Annotated in this window: 15 protein-coding genes; 7 read left to right on the top strand and 8 right to left on the bottom strand. The window is 50.8% G+C overall.

Annotated features, from left to right (window positions below):
- The first annotated feature begins 92 nt into the window (after positions 1–92).
- Entirely contained in the window at positions 93–2,111 is a 2,019-nt protein-coding gene (gene fadH, locus QZF50_RS05845; RefSeq protein WP_001472309.1) for an NADPH-dependent 2,4-dienoyl-CoA reductase, read from the top strand.
- A gap of 117 nt (positions 2,112–2,228) precedes the next feature.
- Here the strand turns inward: fadH and rlmG are convergent, their stop codons facing one another.
- Complete coding sequence (gene rlmG / locus QZF50_RS05840; RefSeq protein WP_001472310.1) at positions 2,229–3,365, bottom strand: 23S rRNA (guanine(1835)-N(2))-methyltransferase RlmG; 1,137 nt, start codon at positions 3,363–3,365, stop codon at positions 2,229–2,231.
- Between the two features lie 84 nt (positions 3,366–3,449).
- Here rlmG and QZF50_RS05835 point away from each other — a divergent pair, with 84 nt between their 5' ends.
- The 5 genes from QZF50_RS05835 (at position 3,450) to sstT (ending at position 8,669) form a co-directional block, all read left to right on the top strand.
- Positions 3,450–3,953 (top strand): M48 family metallopeptidase, encoded by a 504-nt coding sequence (locus QZF50_RS05835; RefSeq protein ID WP_001297151.1) that lies wholly within the window; start codon positions 3,450–3,452, stop codon positions 3,951–3,953.
- 76 nt (positions 3,954–4,029) lie between these two features.
- Positions 4,030–4,713 (top strand): vancomycin high temperature exclusion protein, encoded by a 684-nt coding sequence (locus tag QZF50_RS05830; protein ID WP_001183049.1) that lies wholly within the window; start codon positions 4,030–4,032, stop codon positions 4,711–4,713.
- A 78-nt stretch (positions 4,714–4,791) separates the two neighbouring features.
- A complete protein-coding gene (locus QZF50_RS05825; RefSeq protein WP_001472311.1) occupies positions 4,792–5,778 on the top strand; it encodes a Gfo/Idh/MocA family oxidoreductase in 987 nt (328 codons plus the stop codon).
- A gap of 282 nt (positions 5,779–6,060) precedes the next feature.
- Positions 6,061–7,026, top strand: a complete 966-nt coding sequence (gene alx, locus QZF50_RS05820) for a TerC family membrane protein Alx (RefSeq protein WP_001098806.1) — start codon at positions 6,061–6,063, stop codon at positions 7,024–7,026.
- 398 nt (positions 7,027–7,424) lie between these two features.
- Positions 7,425–8,669, top strand: a complete 1,245-nt coding sequence (sstT, locus tag QZF50_RS05815; protein ID WP_000211657.1) for a serine/threonine transporter SstT — start codon at positions 7,425–7,427, stop codon at positions 8,667–8,669.
- A gap of 4 nt (positions 8,670–8,673) precedes the next feature.
- On the opposite strand, the gene QZF50_RS05810 is transcribed toward sstT, so the two are convergent.
- The 3 genes from QZF50_RS05810 to uxaC all read right to left on the bottom strand — a co-directional run bounded on the left by QZF50_RS05810 (position 8,674) and on the right by uxaC (position 12,222).
- A complete protein-coding gene (locus QZF50_RS05810; RefSeq protein WP_000128137.1) occupies positions 8,674–9,225 on the bottom strand; it encodes a YgjV family protein in 552 nt (183 codons plus the stop codon).
- 82 nt (positions 9,226–9,307) lie between these two features.
- A complete protein-coding gene (gene uxaA, locus QZF50_RS05805) occupies positions 9,308–10,795 on the bottom strand; it encodes an altronate dehydratase (protein WP_001199390.1) in 1,488 nt (495 codons plus the stop codon).
- 14 nt (positions 10,796–10,809) lie between these two features.
- A complete protein-coding gene (gene uxaC, locus QZF50_RS05800; RefSeq protein WP_000187442.1) occupies positions 10,810–12,222 on the bottom strand; it encodes a glucuronate isomerase in 1,413 nt (470 codons plus the stop codon).
- 482 nt (positions 12,223–12,704) lie between these two features.
- Between uxaC and exuT the strand changes: the two genes are divergently transcribed.
- Positions 12,705–14,003 (top strand): hexuronate transporter ExuT, encoded by a 1,299-nt coding sequence (gene exuT, locus QZF50_RS05795; RefSeq protein WP_001297161.1) that lies wholly within the window; start codon positions 12,705–12,707, stop codon positions 14,001–14,003.
- Positions 14,004–14,090: 87 nt separating this feature from the next.
- On the opposite strand, the gene QZF50_RS05790 is transcribed toward exuT, so the two are convergent.
- From QZF50_RS05790 to QZF50_RS05775, 4 genes are all read right to left on the bottom strand, one after another.
- Positions 14,091–15,179, bottom strand: coding sequence for a CfaE/CblD family pilus tip adhesin (locus QZF50_RS05790; RefSeq protein ID WP_001472314.1), 1,089 nt, complete (start codon positions 15,177–15,179; stop codon positions 14,091–14,093).
- On the bottom strand, positions 15,176–17,860 hold the full coding sequence (locus QZF50_RS05785) for a TcfC E-set like domain-containing protein (protein ID WP_000358666.1): 2,685 nt from the start codon (positions 17,858–17,860) through the stop codon (positions 15,176–15,178). Before QZF50_RS05785 ends, QZF50_RS05790 begins: the two co-directional genes overlap by 4 nt.
- A gap of 91 nt (positions 17,861–17,951) precedes the next feature.
- Positions 17,952–18,452, bottom strand: coding sequence for a CS1 type fimbrial major subunit (locus QZF50_RS05780; RefSeq protein ID WP_000755097.1), 501 nt, complete (start codon positions 18,450–18,452; stop codon positions 17,952–17,954).
- A gap of 29 nt (positions 18,453–18,481) precedes the next feature.
- Complete coding sequence (locus QZF50_RS05775; protein WP_000225866.1) at positions 18,482–19,198, bottom strand: fimbria/pilus periplasmic chaperone; 717 nt, start codon at positions 19,196–19,198, stop codon at positions 18,482–18,484.
- Positions 19,199–19,312: the final 114 nt, after the last annotated feature.

Here is a 19,312-nt window from a genome sequence, read left to right as displayed (position 1 = left end):
ACCCCGCACTCCCCTTTTCCCTTTTCTCCGGCGACGGCTAAATTAGAACTCATCCGACCACATAACAATTATTTTACATACTGGACAATTTTATGAGCTACCCGTCGCTGTTCGCCCCGCTGGATTTAGGTTTTACCACGTTAAAAAACCGCGTGTTGATGGGTTCAATGCACACCGGGCTGGAGGAATACCCGGACGGTGCTGAACGGCTGGCAGCGTTTTATGCCGAACGCGCCCGTCACGGCGTGGCGCTGATTGTCAGCGGCGGCATTGCACCAGATTTAACAGGCGTTGGCATGGAAGGTGGCGCAATGCTCAACGACGCCAGCCAGATCCCACACCATCGCACCATTACCGAAGCCGTACATCAGGAAGGCGGCAAAATCGCCCTGCAAATTTTGCATACCGGGCGCTACAGCTACCAACCGCATCTGGTCGCACCGTCCGCATTGCAGGCCCCCATCAACCGTTTCGTTCCTCACGAACTCACCCATGAAGAGATCCTGCAACTGATCGACGATTTCGCCCGCTGCGCGCAACTGGCGCGGGAGGCCGGATACGATGGCGTCGAAGTGATGGGCTCTGAAGGGTATTTGATCAACGAATTTCTGACGCTGCGCACCAATCAGCGTAGTGACCAGTGGGGCGGCGATTACCGCAACCGGATGCGATTTGCCGTAGAAGTAGTGCGTACGGTGCGCGAACGCGTCGGCAACGACTTCATTATTATTTACCGGTTGTCGATGCTCGACCTGGTCGAAGGCGGCGGCACTTTTGCCGAAACGGTAGAACTGGCGCAGGCCATTGAAGCGGCGGGCGCGACCATTATCAACACCGGAATAGGCTGGCACGAAGCGCGGATTCCGACCATCGCCACGCCCGTGCCGCGCGGCGCATTTAGCTGGGTCACGCGCAAACTGAAAGGCCACGTCTCGCTGCCGCTGGTAACCACCAACCGGATTAACGATCCGCAGGTTGCCGACGATATTCTCTCGCGCGGCGATGCCGATATAGTATCGATGGCGCGACCGTTTCTCGCGGATGCGGAACTGCTGTCAAAAGCGCAATCAGGGCGAGCCGATGAGATCAACACTTGTATTGGCTGCAACCAGGCCTGCCTCGATCAGATCTTCGTTGGCAAAGTCACCTCGTGCCTGGTGAATCCTCGCGCCTGCCACGAAACCAAAATGCCAATCCTTCCCGCCGTGCAGAAAAAAAATCTGGCGGTGGTCGGCGCTGGACCTGCTGGGCTGGCGTTTGCCATTAACGCGGCGGCGCGTGGGCATCAGGTAACATTGTTTGATGCGCACAGCGAGATCGGCGGGCAGTTTAATATCGCCAAACAGATCCCCGGCAAAGAGGAGTTTTACGAAACGCTGCGCTACTACCGCCGGATGATCGAAGTGACGGGCGTGACGCTGAAACTCAATCACACCGTGACGGCGGATCAGTTACAGGCGTTCGATGAAACGATCCTCGCCAGTGGGATCGTGCCGCGCGTTCCGCCTATCGACGGGATCGATCATCCGAAGGTATTGAGTTATCTCGATGTACTGCGCGACAAAGCGCCGGTAGGCAACAAGGTTGCCATCATCGGTTGTGGCGGGATTGGTTTTGATACGGCGATGTATTTAAGTCAGCCGGGCGAATCCACCAGCCAGAATATCGCCAGGTTCTGTAATGAGTGGGGGATCGACAGCAGCCTACAACAGGCTGGTGGCTTAAGCCCGCAGGGAATGCAGATCCCGCGTAGCCCACGGCAAATTGTGATGCTCCAGCGCAAAGCCAGCAAACCGGGACAGGGGTTAGGCAAAACCACCGGCTGGATCCATCGCACCACCCTGCTCTCGCGGGGTGTGAAAATGATCCCAGGCGTAAGTTATCAGAAGATTGACGATGACGGGCTGCATGTGGTGATCAACGGCGAAACGCAGGTATTAGCAGTGGACAATGTGGTGATCTGCGCAGGGCAAGAGTCAAACCGCGCGCTGGCGCAACCGCTGATTGATAGCGGGAAAACGGTGCATTTAATTGGCGGCTGCGATGTGGCTATGGAGCTGGACGCACGACGGGCAATTGCCCAGGGAACACGGCTGGCGCTGGAGATTTAAAAAGTGCGTTGAAGTGCCGGATGCGACGCTTGCCGCGTCTTATCCGGCCTGGGAGTAACGTGCTGAACGTAGGCCGGATAAGGCGTTAACGCCGCATCCGGCAGGTAACTCCCAATCTTACCGACGACGCCCCAGCTTCACTGTTTTCAGCACCACAAATTTATTATTCGTGGCGATGGTGGTGCAGTTGCCGAAAATCTTCTTCAGTTTATGGAAGTAATCCAGGTGACGGTTGGCAACGATATACAGTTCGCCGTTGATTTTCAGGCAGCGGCGGGCGTGGTGGAACATCTCCCTGGCGACGTTATCGGTCAGCGCATGTTGCTGATGAAACGGCGGGTTGCAGAGCACAGCATTAAAGCGGAAAGGCTCCACTCCGGAGAGCGCGTTGTTGATCATAAACTCGCAGCGATCCAACGCCTCTGGCATGTTGGTTTCAACATTCATTCGGCTGGAAGCGACCGCCATCGGCGATTCATCGACAAACACCACTTTCGCCTGCGGGTTTTTATCAAGCAGCGTCAGGCCAATAACGCCGTTACCACAGCCGAGATCGACAATCTCACCTTCGAGATTCTCTGGCAGATGTTGCATAAAGAAGCGTGCGCCAATATCCAGCCCGTTGCGGGAGAAGACATTCGCATGGTTGTGGATAGTCCAGTCAGTACCTTCCAGCTTCCAGCTAACGGTCTGCGGCGCATCGGCCAGCGGCGGTTCATTGAAAGTGCAATTAATCAGGCGCGCTTTTTTCCATGCCAGCGTAGTGGTGGTCGGGCCGAGCACTTTCTCGAACAGCTCCAGCGTGGAAGTGTGAATGTCACGGGCTTTGGCACCGGCAATAATACGTGTATCCGACGTGACCACTTTGCGCAGCGCACGCAGTTGCTGTTCCAGCAATGCCAGTGTTTTCGGCACTTTGATCAGCACCACACCCGGCTGTTGCGGGTAGTCGGCGGTGCTGTCGAGAAACTTCACGCTCGACTCATCAATCCCGTTGAGGCGTAAATTCTCGCGCGTCGCCAGTTCACTGATGTATGAGTCGCCAATGCTGTACGGCTTATGTTCCGCCAGCGCGCAGCTTAACGCACCAAAGGCATCATTCAGGATCAACACCGGGCCGCGGATTTCTGTGTCGTCCAACTGTTGCAGCAAATATTCATCCGCCGCTTCCCACGCCTGTAGCGGGTTAACGTCATCCGTCGCCGGAAAACGTTGTAGTGTCAGTGAACGGAAACCGTTGTCTAAGTGGCTCATCGGCCCTCCTGAATGATAAAATTTCGACGTTGCCCCTGAAAAGGGTGCGTGAGTATACCCTTTTTCTCTTTTTCGTGGGCGGTTATGAACAATCTTACTTATCTTCAGGGTTATCCCGAGCAGCTACTTTCCCAGGTGCGAACGCTGATTAACGAACAGCGTCTGGGCGATGTGCTGGCAAAACGCTATCCGGGAACACACGACTACGCCACCGATAAAGCCCTCTGGCAATATACTCAGGATCTGAAAAATCAGTTTCTGCGTAATGCCCCGCCGATCAATAAAGTGATGTATGACAATAAGATCCATGTGCTAAAAAACGCGCTCGGGTTACATACCGCTGTTTCTCGTGTGCAGGGCGGCAAGCTGAAAGCAAAAGCAGAGATCCGCGTCGCTACTGTGTTTCGCAACGCGCCGGAACCGTTTTTACGTATGATCGTGGTGCACGAACTGGCGCACCTGAAGGAGAAAGAGCATAACAAAGCGTTTTACCAGTTGTGCTGCCATATGGAGCCGCAGTACCACCAGCTTGAGTTCGACACCCGGCTGTGGCTAACGCAGTTGTCGCTTGGGCAGGACAAAATCTGAAAATGATGTCAGGCGTTATCTTTTCTTTCTTTAGCGCCTAAAATCGACCTCCCCCCTTTCGTTAAGGATAACGACCATGCAGCCCCGCCTTCTTCTCCGTATTTGTTTTTCTCGCCGGACTCTTAAGATTGGCTGTTTGTTGTTGCTTATAGCAGGAGCGACCATTTTTATTGCCGATCGCGTTATGGTCAACGCCAGCAAGCAGCTGACCTGGAGCGATGTCAACGCAGTTCCGGAGCGTAACGTGGGCTTATTGCTGGGGGCCAGGCCGGGTAATCGCTACTTTACCCGACGTATTGATACCGCAGCAGCGTTGTACCACGCCGGAAAAGTGAAATGGCTACTGGTAAGTGGCGATAACGGACGTAAAAATTACGATGAAGCCTCAGGTATGCAGCAGGCTTTGATCGCTAAAGGCGTACCGGCGAAAGTGATCTTCTGCGACTATGCCGGATTCTCAACGCTGGATTCGGTAGTGCGTGCCAAAAAGGTTTTTGGTGAAAACCATATCACCATTATCTCGCAAGAATTTCATAACCAACGCGCCATCTGGCTGGCAAAACAGTACAGCATCGACGCTATCGGTTTTAACGCGCCTGACCTCAATATGAAGCACGGTTTTTATACTCAACTGCGGGAGAAACTCGCTCGTGTCAGCGCCGTGATTGACGCCAAAATCCTCCATCGCCAGCCGAAATATCTCGGGCCATCGGTCATGATTGGGCCGTTTAGTGAGCATGGCTGTCCGGCAAAAGAATAATGCGTATCTGCGCACGTCGAAGATGAAAAAGGCGTGCTACATTGACGACAGAATCCCTTTATGGAGTATCCACGCGTTATGATACGTTTCGCTGTGATTGGTACGAACTGGATCACTCGCCAGTTCGTCGAGGCCGCCCATGAGAGCGGTAAATACAAGTTAACCGCCGTATATTCCCGCAGCCTTGAGCAGGCTCAGCACTTCGCCAATGATTTTTCTGTCGAGCATCTGTTTACCTCGCTGGAAGCGATGGCGGAAAGCGATGCCATTGACGCGGTGTATATTGCCAGCCCGAATGCCCTGCACTTTTCCCAGACACAACTTTTCCTTAGCCATAAAATTCATGTGATTTGCGAGAAACCACTGGCGTCGAATCTGGCGGAAGTGGATGCCGCCATTGCCTGTGCGCGGGAAAATCAGGTGGTGCTGTTTGAGGCATTTAAAACCGCCTGCCTGCCGAACTTTCATTTGCTGCGCCAGGCGCTGCCGAAAGTCGGCAAATTGCGTAAAGTCTTTTTCAACTATTGCCAGTATTCCTCGCGCTATCAACGTTACCTGGACGGTGAAAATCCCAACACCTTTAATCCGTCATTCTCTAACGGTTCAATTATGGATATCGGCTTTTACTGCCTGGCGTCGGCGGTGGCGTTATTTGGTGAGCCGAAAAGCGTGCAGGCAACCGCCAGTTTGCTGGCAAGCGGTGTAGATGCCCACGGCGTGGTGGTGATGGATTACGGTGATTTCAGCGTCACCTTGCAGCACTCAAAAGTCAGTGATTCTGTCCTGGCGAGCGAGATTCAGGGCGAAGCAGGATCGCTGGTGATTGAAAAACTGTCTGAATGCCAGAAAGTGTGCTTCGTGCCGCGTGGCAGCCAAATGCAGGATCTCACCCAGCCGCAGCATATTAATACCATGCTCTACGAAGCAGAGCTGTTCGCTACCCTGGTGGATGAGCATCTGGTGGATCATCCGGGGCTGGCGGTCAGTCGCATCACCGCCAAACTGCTGACCGAGCTCCGCCGCCAGACTGGGGTGATTTTTCCGGCAGATAGCGTAAAACTATAATTGCCAAAGTAAAACAGTGTAAAAGGTATGTAACAGACCATTGACTGGCTGAATGGTCTGTCATACTTTGTTACCTGCAAAGGGGAGTAACTTCATTGCCGGTCGATCGTCATTACGATGTGTGAAAAACCACATCCGGTCACCGGGCAACCCGAAAGGAATACGCAGACGTATTCCTTTTTTGTTGTAAGTGAGACCTTGCCGGAAGGCGAGGTCTATGCATAAAAAGCAGCGGCTGACGTCTTCCGACGTTGGCCGTTTTTTTATGTGTAAGGAACTTCTATGAATACTGTCGGCACGCCGTTGCTATGGGGCGGATTCGCTGTTGTTGTCGCCATTATGCTGGCTATCGACCTGTTGTTGCAGGGGCGTCGTGGGGCACATGCCATGACCATGAAACAGGCTGCGGCCTGGTCGCTGGTCTGGGTGACGCTGTCGTTACTGTTTAACGCCGCTTTCTGGTGGTATCTGGTGCAAACTGAAGGTCGCGCCGTTGCCGATCCACAGGCACTGGCCTTTCTCACGGGCTATCTGATTGAGAAATCGCTGGCGGTCGATAACGTCTTTGTCTGGCTGATGTTGTTCAGCTATTTCTCTGTTCCGGCGGCATTACAACGCCGCGTGCTGGTGTATGGCGTGCTCGGGGCGATTGTTCTGCGTACCATCATGATCTTCACAGGCAGCTGGCTGATTTCACAGTTCGACTGGATCCTGTATATCTTCGGTGCCTTCCTGCTGTTTACCGGCGTGAAGATGGCGCTCGCCCATGAAGATGAATCAGGCATTGGCGACAAGCCGCTGGTGCGCTGGCTACGCGGTCATTTGCGCATGACCGACACCATCGACAACGAGCATTTCTTTGTGCGTAAGAATGGATTGCTGTACGCCACACCGCTGATGCTGGTACTGATTCTGGTGGAATTGAGCGACGTGATTTTCGCCGTGGATAGCATTCCGGCTATCTTCGCCGTGACCACTGACCCGTTCATTGTGCTGACCTCAAACCTGTTTGCGATCCTCGGCCTGCGTGCGATGTATTTCCTGCTGGCGGGCGTAGCAGAGCGTTTCTCGATGCTCAAATATGGCCTGGCGGTGATTCTGGTGTTTATCGGTATCAAGATGCTGATTGTCGACTTCTACCATATTCCAATCGCCGTCTCGCTGGGCGTGGTGTTTGGCATTCTGGTGATGACGTTTATTATCAACGCCTGGGTGAATTATCGGCATGATAAGCAGCGGGGTGGATAATTTTTAATCTGCCTAAGCCGTGTACCCTGTCATTAACATGAGCACCGTTTTCTCCCTCTCCCTTCCAGGGAGAGGGTCGGGGTGAGGGTAATTTTTCGCACCGATGCTGGCCTGTTCCCCTCACCCTAACCCTCTCCCCAAACGGGGCGAGGGGACTGACCGAGTCCTTTTTTGATGTTGTCATCAGTCTGGAAGCCGCACGTTGGCTTTATTTTTATGTCAAATAAATGTAACCATTAAGTTGCAAAATATGACCTCTCTTTAAAATCCAGCATTTTTCGCTTCCCGAAGCTGTAACTTTCCTTATACTCGACCTTGCAAACACTTTGTTACATCCTGAAAGATGCGTCGACAGAACGCACCAGGGATGTGCGACAACACAATGAAAGGATCGAAAAATGACTACGCAACGTTCACCGGGGCTATTCCGGCGTCTGGCTCATGGCAGCCTGGTAAAACAAATCCTGGTCGGCCTTGTTCTGGGGATTCTTCTGGCATGGATCTCAAAACCCGCGGCGGAAGCTGTTGGTCTGTTAGGTACTTTGTTCGTCGGCGCACTGAAAGCCGTTGCCCCCATCCTGGTGTTGATGCTGGTGATGGCATCTATTGCTAACCACCAGCACGGGCAGAAAACCAATATCCGCCCTATTTTGTTCCTCTATCTGCTGGGTACCTTCTCTGCTGCTCTGGCCGCAGTCGTTTTCAGCTTCGCCTTCCCTTCTACCCTGCACTTATCCAGTAGCGCGGGTGATATTTCGCCACCGTCAGGCATTGTAGAAGTGATGCGCGGGCTGGTAATGAGCATGGTTTCCAACCCCATCGACGCGCTGCTGAAAGGTAACTACATCGGGATCCTGGTGTGGGCAATTGGCCTCGGTTTCGCACTGCGTCACGGTAACGAGACCACCAAAAACCTGGTCAACGATATGTCGAATGCCGTCACCTTTATGGTGAAACTGGTCATTCGCTTCGCACCGATTGGTATTTTTGGTCTGGTTTCTTCTACCCTGGCAACCACCGGTTTCTCCACACTGTGGGGCTACGCGCAACTGCTGGTCGTGCTGGTTGGCTGTATGTTACTGGTGGCGCTGGTGGTTAACCCATTGCTGGTGTGGTGGAAAATTCGTCGTAACCCGTTCCCGCTGGTGCTGCTGTGCCTGCGCGAAAGCGGCGTGTATGCCTTCTTCACCCGCAGCTCTGCGGCGAACATTCCGGTGAATATGGCACTGTGTGAAAAGCTGAATCTGGATCGCGATACCTATTCCGTTTCTATTCCGCTGGGTGCCACCATCAATATGGCGGGCGCAGCAATCACCATTACCGTGTTGACGCTGGCTGCGGTTAATACGCTGGGGACCCCGGTCGATCTGCCCACGGCGCTGCTGTTGAGCGTGGTGGCTTCTCTGTGTGCCTGTGGCGCATCCGGCGTGGCGGGGGGTTCTCTGCTGCTGATCCCGCTGGCCTGTAATATGTTCGGTATTTCGAACGATATCGCCATGCAGGTGGTTGCCGTCGGCTTTATCATCGGCGTATTGCAGGACTCTTGCGAAACCGCGCTGAACTCTTCAACTGACGTGCTGTTCACTGCGGCAGCTTGCCAGGCGGAAGACGATCGTCTGGCAAATAGCGCCCTGCGTAATTAATTGTTTAACCCCTTTCGTCTACGGCGGGAGGGGTTTTCTCTACTTTAAACGGATCAATTCCCCTTTTCTGCATCCGCCAGAAACGAATGATATTCAGGCCATTCATAAGCAGAAAACTACCCTCAATCATCGTGCCGCCTATCGACCCCGCCCAGAAGTTGTGAATCACCCAGCAACACGTTGAAAACCACATCACGCAGCGCATGGTGAGCCCTTTACAGCGGAACAGCGCCCAGGTACTGACAATCGTACCGATAACCGGCAATAGTTCGACAGGATGATGGAACTTCGCGAGGCCAATTCCGCCAGTCAGCACAATAAAAATCGCCATTACCCATAAGCTGCGCGTGCGTAAGGTAATCAATGTACGAATGGCATTAAGGATGGCACTGGCACCAGCGGGATAGGTGCCCAGAAGAAAAAAATGTACGCCAATAACGGCGCTATAGACCGAAAGCTGCTTTTTGAAGCGACGTTCGTCACGATTGAAAAATGTTGTGATACCAATCAGAAAGGCGATGACACCCACGCCCTGGGCCAGCCAATACGCGGTCATGATAAATCCTTAGCAGGTATGGAAAAGCAAACGGCGCTTCACATTATGAAACGCCGTTTTTTATTAACAACTCATTTCGACTTTATAGCGTTACGCCGCTTTTGAAGATCGCCAGTTCGCGGAAGTCGTTACGCTCGTTGCAGGTTTGTTTACCGTTGGCAAACTCAACGATGGTGTCGATAAATTCTTCCAGCAACTGCGGCATCGCTTTACCGTGGATCAGCTGACCCGCGTCAAAGTCGATCCAGTGTTTTTTCTTCGCCGCCAGTTCACTGTTGGTAGCGATTTTCACCGTCGGTACAAAGCCGCCGTATGGCGTGCCACGACCAGTACTGAACAGCACCATATGGCAGCCCGCACCCGCCAGGGCGCTGGTCGCTACGGCATCGTTACCCGGCGCACTTAACAAGTTCAGCCCCGGCGTTTTCAGACGCTCGCCGTAACGCAGCACGTCAACCACGACGCTGGAACCCGCTTTCTGGGTACAGCCAAGGGATTTATCTTCCAGCGTGGTGATACCGCCCGCTTTGTTCCCCGGCGATGGGTTTTCATAGATCGGCTGGTCATGGGCAATAAAGTACTGTTTGAAGTCGTTGACCATGGTGACCAGTTTTTCAAACGTTGCTTCGTCGCGGCAATGGTCCATCAGCAACTGCTCTGCGCCAAACATCTCCGGCACTTCGGTCAGTACGGTAGTACCGCCGTTAGCAATCACGTAGTCAGAGAAACGCCCCAGCATCGGGTTAGCAGTAATACCAGAAAGACCGTCAGAACCACCGCACTCCAGACCAAACTTCAGTTCGCTGAGTTTGCCTGGCTCGCGTTTATCGTTGCGCATCACGTTATACAGCTGATGCAAATGCTCGATTCCGGCTTCGATCTCATCATCCTGCTGTTGGCAGATCATGAAATGAACGCGTTCAGGATCGATATCGCCCAACGTTTCACGGAATGCGGCAACCTGGTTGTTTTCACAGCCCAGACCAATCACCAGCACTGCGCCCGCGTTCGGGTGGCGCACCATGTTTTGCAGCATGGTGCGGGTATTAATGTGATCGTCGCCCAGCTGTGAGCAGCCGTAGGTGTGGCTGAAGAGGAACACGCCGTCGGTACCTTCAGCGTTGTTGGTCTCTTTCAGGAAACGGTTCTGGATTTGCCGCGCGATGCCGTTGACACAGCCCACGGTTGGCAGGATCCACAGCTCGTTACGCACCCCGACATCGCCGTTAGCGCGACGATAGATCTGCACTTCACGATCTGCCGCTTGCGCAGGCAGATCCTGAAAATCAGGTTGATAGCGATACTGATCCAGATCGCTCAGATTCGTGCGCGTATTGTGGGCGTGGACGTGAACACCTGCCGCAATATCCGCCAATGCATAACCAATCGGCAGGCCATATTTGATGACATTGGCCCCTTTTGCGATATCCGTTAACGCAAATTTATGTCCACGAGCAACATCCTGGCGCAGCGTAACAGTCTGGTTATCGACACTGACTTCTGTGCCTTCAGCCAAATCCGCTAAAGCGACCGCGACGTTATCCAGCGCATGGATCTTGATGTATTGCATATCAACCCCAGACCTTAGTTCAGTTCAATGGCGAAGTAGTCACGCGCATTGTTAAAGCAAATATTTTTCACCATCTCGCCCAGCAGGTTAATGTCCGCCGGTGCTTCGCCCGCTTCCACCCAGCGACCGATCATCTGGCACAGAATGCGGCGGAAGTATTCGTGACGGGTGTATGACAGGAAGCTACGGCTGTCAGTCAGCATACCGACAAAGCGGCTCAGCAAACCGAGCTGCGCCAGTTGGGTCATCTGACGTTCCATACCGTCTTTCTGATCGTTAAACCACCAGCCGGAACCGAACTGCATTTTGCCCGGCATACCTTCGCCCTGGAAGTTACCGATCATGGTGCCCAGCACTTCGTTATCGCGCGGGTTCAGGCAGTAGAGAATGGTTTTCGGCAGCAGGTTTTCTTCGTTCTGCTTGCTCAGCAGCTTAGACAACTCTTCTGCCATCGGACGGTCGTTGATGGAGTCAAAGCCTACATCCGGCCCCAGCAGTTTGAACTGACGCAGGTTGTTATTACGCAGCGCGCCAATGTGGTACTGCTGTACCCAGCCGCGACGTGCATATTCGGCACCAAGGAACACCAGTACCGCAGTTTTGAACTGTGCCACTTCGTGCTCGCTCAGGGTTTCGCCAGCCAGACGGCGCGCCAGAATGCTGTCCAGTTCCGCTTCGTTCGCTTCAGCAAACATCACCACGTCCAGCGCATGGTCAGACACTTTACAGCCGTGAGCGGCGAAGTGATCCAGACGTTTGGTCAAGGCAGTTTGCAGGTCAGCAAAGCGGCGAATGTCGGTATCGGAAACTTCGCCCAGCTTCGCCATGTAGTCGTTAAAGGTCGCCTGTTCGATGTTGAAGGCTTTGTCCGGACGCCAGCTCGGCAGCACTTTGATGGTGAAAGAGCCGTCTTTGGCGATCTCTGCGTGATGCTCCAGAGAATCGATCGGGTCATCGGTGGTGCCGACCATTTTCACGTTCATCTGCTGCATGATGCCGCGCGCGGAGAAGTTATCCTGCGCCAGCAGTTCGTTACATTCGTTCCAGATTTCATCGGCAGTTGACGGAGAAAGCAATTTGCCAGTGATACCAAACGGACGACGCAGTTCGAGGTGCGTCCAGTGGTATAACGGGTTGCCGATAGTGTGCGGAACAGTCGCCGCCCAGGCGTCAAATTTTTCACGGTCAGACGCATCACCGGTACACAGACGCTCGGCCACACCGTTGGTACGCATAGCGCGCCATTTGTAGTGATCGCCTTTCAGCCAGATGTCATACAGGTTTTTAAAACGATAGTCTTCCGCAATCTGCTGCGGCGGCAAATGGCAATGGTAATCGAAAATCGGCTGGTCTTTTGCGTAGTCGTGATACAGACGGCGGGCAAATTCGGTATCTAACAGGAAATCTTCAGTCATAAACGGAGTCATTTTCGTCTTCCTCTCAACGAGTGAGCTAGCTTGCTTATGGTGCGATGCTGACAAAGTTATCACACCAATTTCCAGAGTCCGAAGATATTTTCGTGAGTTAGATCAATAAACGTAGTTAAAAAAATTACTCTCAAAGTGGTAAATCTCTCTGCAGGCCGCGCCAGTACTGGCCTCGCTGTCGTCAGGTAATGTCCCTACAAATATTCGCACATTTGTGATGGCTCTCACCTTTTAAAGTTGTATGACAAGTTATCTTTCTGCCGTCGCAAATCATAAGTCGACGGAATGCAAATTGCCGATTCATTCATTTGTTAGATGAATCGGGTTAACCGGTACGGAAGCCGAATTAGCACGAAACTTTCATGGCAACGTTCGGGGCGTGCCGGTTTTTTTTCGGTTACCCGGTCGTAACTAACATCTTCAGCCTCTGGCGGGATGATGGCCGCGCTTCCTGCGGATATAACAAAACGATGAGGTTTTACATGCGTAAAATTAAAGGGTTACGTTGGTATATGATCGCACTGGTGACGCTTGGCACCGTGCTTGGTTACCTGACGCGTAACACTGTGGCGGCAGCTGCGCCAACTCTGATGGAAGAGTTAAACATCTCCACCCAACAGTATTCCTATATCATCGCAGCCTATTCTGCTGCTTATACGGTCATGCAACCGGTAGCGGGCTATGTACTGGATGTGCTGGGTACGAAAATCGGTTATGCAATGTTTGCTGTGCTGTGGGCCGTGTTCTGTGGTGCAACCGCGCTGGCTGGTAGCTGGGGTGGCCTGGCGATTGCTCGTGGTGCAGTCGGTGCCGCGGAAGCAGCGATGATCCCGGCGGGTCTGAAAGCCAGCTCCGAATGGTTCCCGGCGAAAGAGCGTTCCATCGCGGTAGGTTACTTTAACGTAGGTTCTTCGATTGGTGCGATGATTGCGCCGCCGCTGGTGGTATGGGCAATCGTAATGCACAGCTGGCAGATGGCATTTATCATCTCCGGTGCATTGAGCTTTATCTGGGCGATGGCATGGCTGATTTTCTATAAACATCCGCGCGACCAGAAGCATCTGACCGATGAAGAACGCGACTATATTATTAATGGTCAGGAAGCCCAGCACCAGGTGAGCACGGCGAAGAAAATGTCCGTTGGTCAGATCCTGCGTAACCGTCAGTTCTGGGGTATCGCACTGCCGCGTTTCCTGGCAGAACCGGCCTGGGGTACTTTTAACGCGTGGATCCCGCTGTTCATGTTTAAAGTTTACGGCTTTAACCTGAAAGAGATCGCGATGTTCGCCTGGATGCCGATGCTGTTTGCTGACCTCGGTTGTATCCTCGGTGGTTACCTGCCGCCGCTGTTCCAGCGTTGGTTTGGTGTGAACCTGATCGTTTCCCGTAAGATGGTCGTAACGCTGGGTGCTGTGCTGATGATTGGCCCGGGTATGATCGGTCTGTTCACCAACCCGTATGTCGCAATTATGCTGCTGTGTATCGGTGGTTTTGCCCACCAGGCACTGTCTGGCGCGCTGATTACGCTCTCTTCTGACGTGTTCGGTCGTAACGAAGTGGCGACGGCGAACGGTTTAACCGGGATGTCCGCATGGCTGGCAAGTACGCTGTTTGCGCTGGTTGTCGGTGCACTGGCTGACACCATCGGCTTCAGCCCGCTGTTCGCAGTTCTGGCAGTATTTGACCTGTTAGGTGCGCTGGTTATCTGGACCGTGTTGCAGAACAAACCGGCGATTGAGGTGGCGCAGGAAACACATAACAATCCCGCACCGCAACATTAACGTTTAACTTAAGTTGTAATGACGAAGCCGCTTTATCAGACGGCTTCGTCGTTTATATAGAAAAAAGCGTTTGTCCGCTTTGCAGGGTTAATTGATGGTTGGCAAGGAAGGCGTAAAGATTACTGACAATTTGCCCATGTAGTACCCGGCCTGTTTATCCATCACGCTGAATTTATCGACTGCCAGAGTCAAGGGTGTCGGCACACACATCACGGCATAGCGAATACCGGGCAGTACCACCGGACGCACACGTTTCAGGTTAATGCTGTTCCAGACCATATTTTCATTATTGCGCACATCAATTTGCCCACCGGTTTCCGGGTTGTACATTTTGACCCGGTAATCAATGCGTTCTCCCTCGTCGGTGGTGGTCCCTCCCTGACGATAGATAGAGAAGTAACCGTCTCTGCGCCCTGCAGCTGGTCGCCCTTCATCTTTGAGCATGATTTCATAACTGATGGCATTACCGTTAAAACCATCGTACAGGCACATGTCCAACATGGTCAGATCTTGCGCGTAGTTGCTGCCGTTAACGCTTCTTGTTGGATGCAAGTCTAACTGCACCCTTGGCGTGGCGTGGGCGAACTCCGGGAAGAACACGTCAATATGGTTGGGGTCGAGCGTATTCAGGGTAATATTTGCGAAATAGTCCTGGGCCGGGCTGTTCGAATGTAATTTAACTTTCCCCTTCCAGACGCCACCAATCGGCAAATTCTTCATCTCTGTCTGCTCAAGGTAGAGCGTAAGAAACTTTGTATCGTATATATAATAATGTTGACCATCTTCTGTACATGAAGATCTATTAGAATCCTTAAGATTCGTCTGAAGCCCTTTGCCCCCCTTGCATCCTGGCGGCGCTTCATCGCTACTTACAATGGCTGTTTTAAATCCTTTGAGTTTTACCGGCCAACGCATCCCACTGCGTTGTTCAGTTAAATAGATTTGTACTGTCGATATATTTCCATTAGCTGTACAGGTTTGTTGGAGGTCAGGATACGAACATTCATACCACATATATCCATTATTTCCTGCCGACGCTTCATCCTTCCAGAAGTAATAATCCGCTCTACCAGATGCCAAATCATACGTAATTTCACTGGTCACGTCAGGAGCTGCCTGAACGCCAGTGAGCGTGCCAAACAAGCCCAATATCGCCGCAATCAATCGATTTCTCATGGTGCAACCTCCCTTTGCGCCGTCTGAACATTTCCACGTAATTTAGGCTGTTTCAACTGTGCCTGAACCTGAATCGACTCCGGTAATTGTGAATAAGTCACCACACTACAAGTAACATCTCCGCTGTAACGAATGCTGGCGCGTTTCTTTACAACACTTAGTGGACACTTAAGGAATTGCTGCCCGGAAAGCAGATAGAGCTCTTTTTCGCTGCCGTTAATTTCAAGTGTAAATCCGCCATCTTCAGCTACCAGTAACATGGCGCTGTTCAGCCCCACAATCGGGAATTTTTTCACCGCTGCCGGCAGTAATAAACGACCGATATAGTTGTAGTTAAAGCTGGCAGACACTTCGCGATAGCGCAGCTTGCCAGGCAACAACATTAATTCACGATTCCCTGCACCGTTAATGATGTTTGTTGTCCCCTGCTGATTGCCCTGGCTACTGTCGTTAACCTCAACAAAACCAGACTGAAATCCAGGATAAGGGAACAACACACTGTCACTTTGACCAAGCTGCAAAGTTCGGCTGCCTGCCACCCGCGCTTCGAGTTGCAGATCCTGACTCTCTTCATCCTGTTCAGAGAAGCCTTTCACATCCACCAGTACCGCACCCAGCAAATCGTCTGTACCACTGGCTCCCAAATTAACGCCATAGCGACTGACAGCCAGCGTAGAGCTATAAGTGCCCGTAAAGGCCGAAAGATGATCATGATTCTTACGGTCATAACTATCAGATACGGTAGCGTAGACATTTCCGTATTGCCCATCCCAACGCCCGTTAACCGCGCTGTTTATGGTATCGGTGTTCAGGCCTCCGACGGTTACGCCAAGTTCTTTATGGCTGAATGAATCGTTATAAAAGGTATGCGATAACTGCCATGACGTTTGATCGCCATCCTGTTCGCTATAACGATAATCCGTAGACACATTGGTTGAATGGCTGTTGTTATTGCTATCCATCGCTGGCGTGTCAGATAACGAAAACGATAAGTACAAGCCGTTGTCGTCGTTATCGCCACCGTTGTCATTACGATGGAAAACACCGACTGACGTACTCAAAATCCAGTCACGCATCACAAAAGCGCGGGAAGCGCTAAGTTGTACAGTTTCAGAGATACTTTGCGCTGTTGTCTGGCGAAGATAGTTATTTTCAAAGCTCTGCTGTTTATCCCAACGCAAACTATCATCAGTGTTATTTTGTGTGCGGGTATAACCCAGCATCATATTCCAGCCGACAAAATTCTGTGAAACCGTCGCGGAAATACTTTCATAACAGCTTAAGGCGTTATAGCTCTCTCTGCTGTCGGTTGTACAAGCATCGCCGTCAGAGTTGGTCCGATAAAAGCCCAACGTCGGCCATCCCGGATTACTCCAGTTGGCCTGTTGCATATCACCTTTGCCGCCGTCATCGTTACGGAACACGCTGGCGCTGATTGCAAGATTCCCCACCCCGCCTAAATCTGCCGTCCAGTTATTACCTAACTCGAAAGCACTCACATCATCGGCATTCGCCAGCCCTGCGTAGAGCTCATATTGCGGATGTAATGGCAGGCGTACTCCTAGCTGATAAGCTGAACTTTCATCATCAGAAACCTGTGATGTAGTTTTACCTGCCTGTAAGAACCATTGCGCATTTCCGTCAGTCAGACCGCCGGTTTTGGTAAACGGCACAAGCTCGGTGCGGGTGAGTTGGTTATTTTCGTAGACTTTTAATGCCACGCTGTAGCTGCCAGGCGGAAAGGAACTGGTATCAATAAATTGCGAACCACTATTGAGATAAAATGATCCCAAAAGTTGCTCATTACGATAAGCGTCAACACGAGAATTGCGCGAAAGCAGAACCATTACTGGGGTTCCTTGCTGGCTTTGCGCCTGGTTTAAATAGCTCAGTGTCGACCCGATACGCATCCCATCAATTGCACCGAGTGGCAGAAAGTTAAAGGTAAAGTTCCCGCCTTGTGCATTAAATAGTGTGCGGTTGTCCATGCGACCCGCCTGCACATAATAACGACGTAAAAAATCATAACGATAATAGAGATCGCTGACGTCAGCATTACTGTCACTGACATCATCTGCATCATAACCGTTGAAATTCCAGTGTGCACCAATATAACTATTTTCTGTTATTCCCAGCGCACCGTTTCCCTGAATAGACAACGATTGGTAATCATCCTGTGCCAGAACATTGATGTCTTGCTGATGTATAAAAGCATTAACAGTATTTTTGTCTGGATTTAAATATAATGACTTCGCATCGAAAGCTGAATTCCATTGCGGATTAATAAACAACGTTGCCGAACTTTCTTCATCATTATAGATTATTTCCAGCGTATCGGTATTCAGAAAACCACACCCTGAGTCAGTACGTACATAACCGCAAGCCAATTCACCGTGGCGAGCTAGCGGCTGCGATAATTTTTCTTTCACTATATGCGCGATTTTCTGATCGTCTACATCCAGTTCCAGCTTGTTATATAGACTTGCTGGATCAAGAAATGTTACGGTATCAAGATTAACCATTGCATAATATTTACCGAGACTTTTCCCTGAAAAATAAACCTCGATATACTCCTGCTGTCCCTGAGCAATAACCTCAAACCCTGCGGGAATTTTGGTTAATGTCGCCTCTGCCGGGCTGAGACTCGCCAGGATCAAAAGAGCCAGTAATTTTTTATCCATGGCAATCCTGAAATCCATAACAAATACTAAAACAGTTAAAATAAGGGAGGGCTACCCCTCCCTTTGTTACGTGTTAATTCTGTTATCTGGATTAGATATCCTGAGACAGATAAATGCTTACTACACCACGGTAGATGCCTGTCTCCAGAACACCTTTGGTGGTTTGAGCAAACATCAGGTTTTTAGCCAGAGAACCGTTAGTTAACGCATCGGAAGCAAAGATTTTGGTTGCGGTAAAAGTGGTTGCCGCATCAGCTTTAATTTCTTCACCGCCCCAGGTTACTGTCAGCGGAACAATCTTGCTAGCATCCAGGCTTTGAACCAGTTGCGCCGGGGAAACTAACTGCATTTTTACATCTTTGGTAACGTCGTTAGACCAGATTTTGGTCATCAACTGGTAAGATTGCAGACCCTGCCCCGGCAGATATTGCATTTCTACTGCTTTCGGCAACGCAGTGTTATCGGTCTGTGTCATATCCAGAGCGGCATCAACGTTGGCCGTTACAGTAATATCCTTTTGTACTGCCAATGCGGAGCCTGCAACAGAAAACATCGCTGCGACCAGAAGAGATTTTGCAAATACCTTTTTCATTACTATTCCTTCGTTTATTACAATGATAATTAATGGACCGCCAGTTCAAACTCGCCATTATCTTTGGTGATCCAGTTATTATATTTGACAACGATTTTGTCGTAGCCAGATATGCTTTCAAGATTTCTTTCCTGACCAGGGAAGATGTTTTTATTTACGGTCTGTATCTTACAATTTTCTTTGCTATTATTTTTACAATAAGCGATCGTTAAAATCTTTAAGCGTTGATTCCCTGCATTAACTAATTTTTGGGCAGCATTTACTTCTAACTTAGCAATAGGTTGCTGAGGTGGAACACTAACAACAATCCCCCAAATTAAGTTAACTGTTAACTGCATAGAGAGATCTTTTTTATCTGTGGCAACGTCATCAATACTGGGAACCGCTTCAAATTTAACGCGATAATTTTTCTCTTTTTGCTCTGGTTCCATCGCAACAAAACGTACGGTTTTGCTACTACCGGCTGGTAAAGCGAATTTAGGTGGCATAACAACCAGATGATTTGCATCACCGGATTTAATCTCAACTTCATTTTCCTGAGGCGTCGATGGATTATCGATACGGAATACTGTCGCCTTGATGTACTGAACTTCATTACTTTTAGATATTACGCGAACGTTGCCTTCACCCTGACTATTAATGGAAACAGCCATAGGATAAACAGTCATATTTGACTGTGCCAAAAAAGGAGCGAACACGAATAAAAGCGGCGTAAGCCGTGATAAGAGATTAATTTTCGCCACCATATAAATTTGATCTTACAATATTGTTTCCAAAAAGTTGGTGTATTAGAGATGTAGATTTATTGTAAGTCAATATAAAAAAGCATTTTTAGTTAATATTAAATTTAAAGGCTGGGA

It is taken from the genome of uncultured Escherichia sp. (assembly GCF_948475835.1).
Lineage (GTDB): Bacteria > Pseudomonadota > Gammaproteobacteria > Enterobacterales > Enterobacteriaceae > ECMA0423.
Note: the sequence above shows the minus strand (reverse complement) of the source record. Positions and strands in the feature narration are given on the sequence as shown.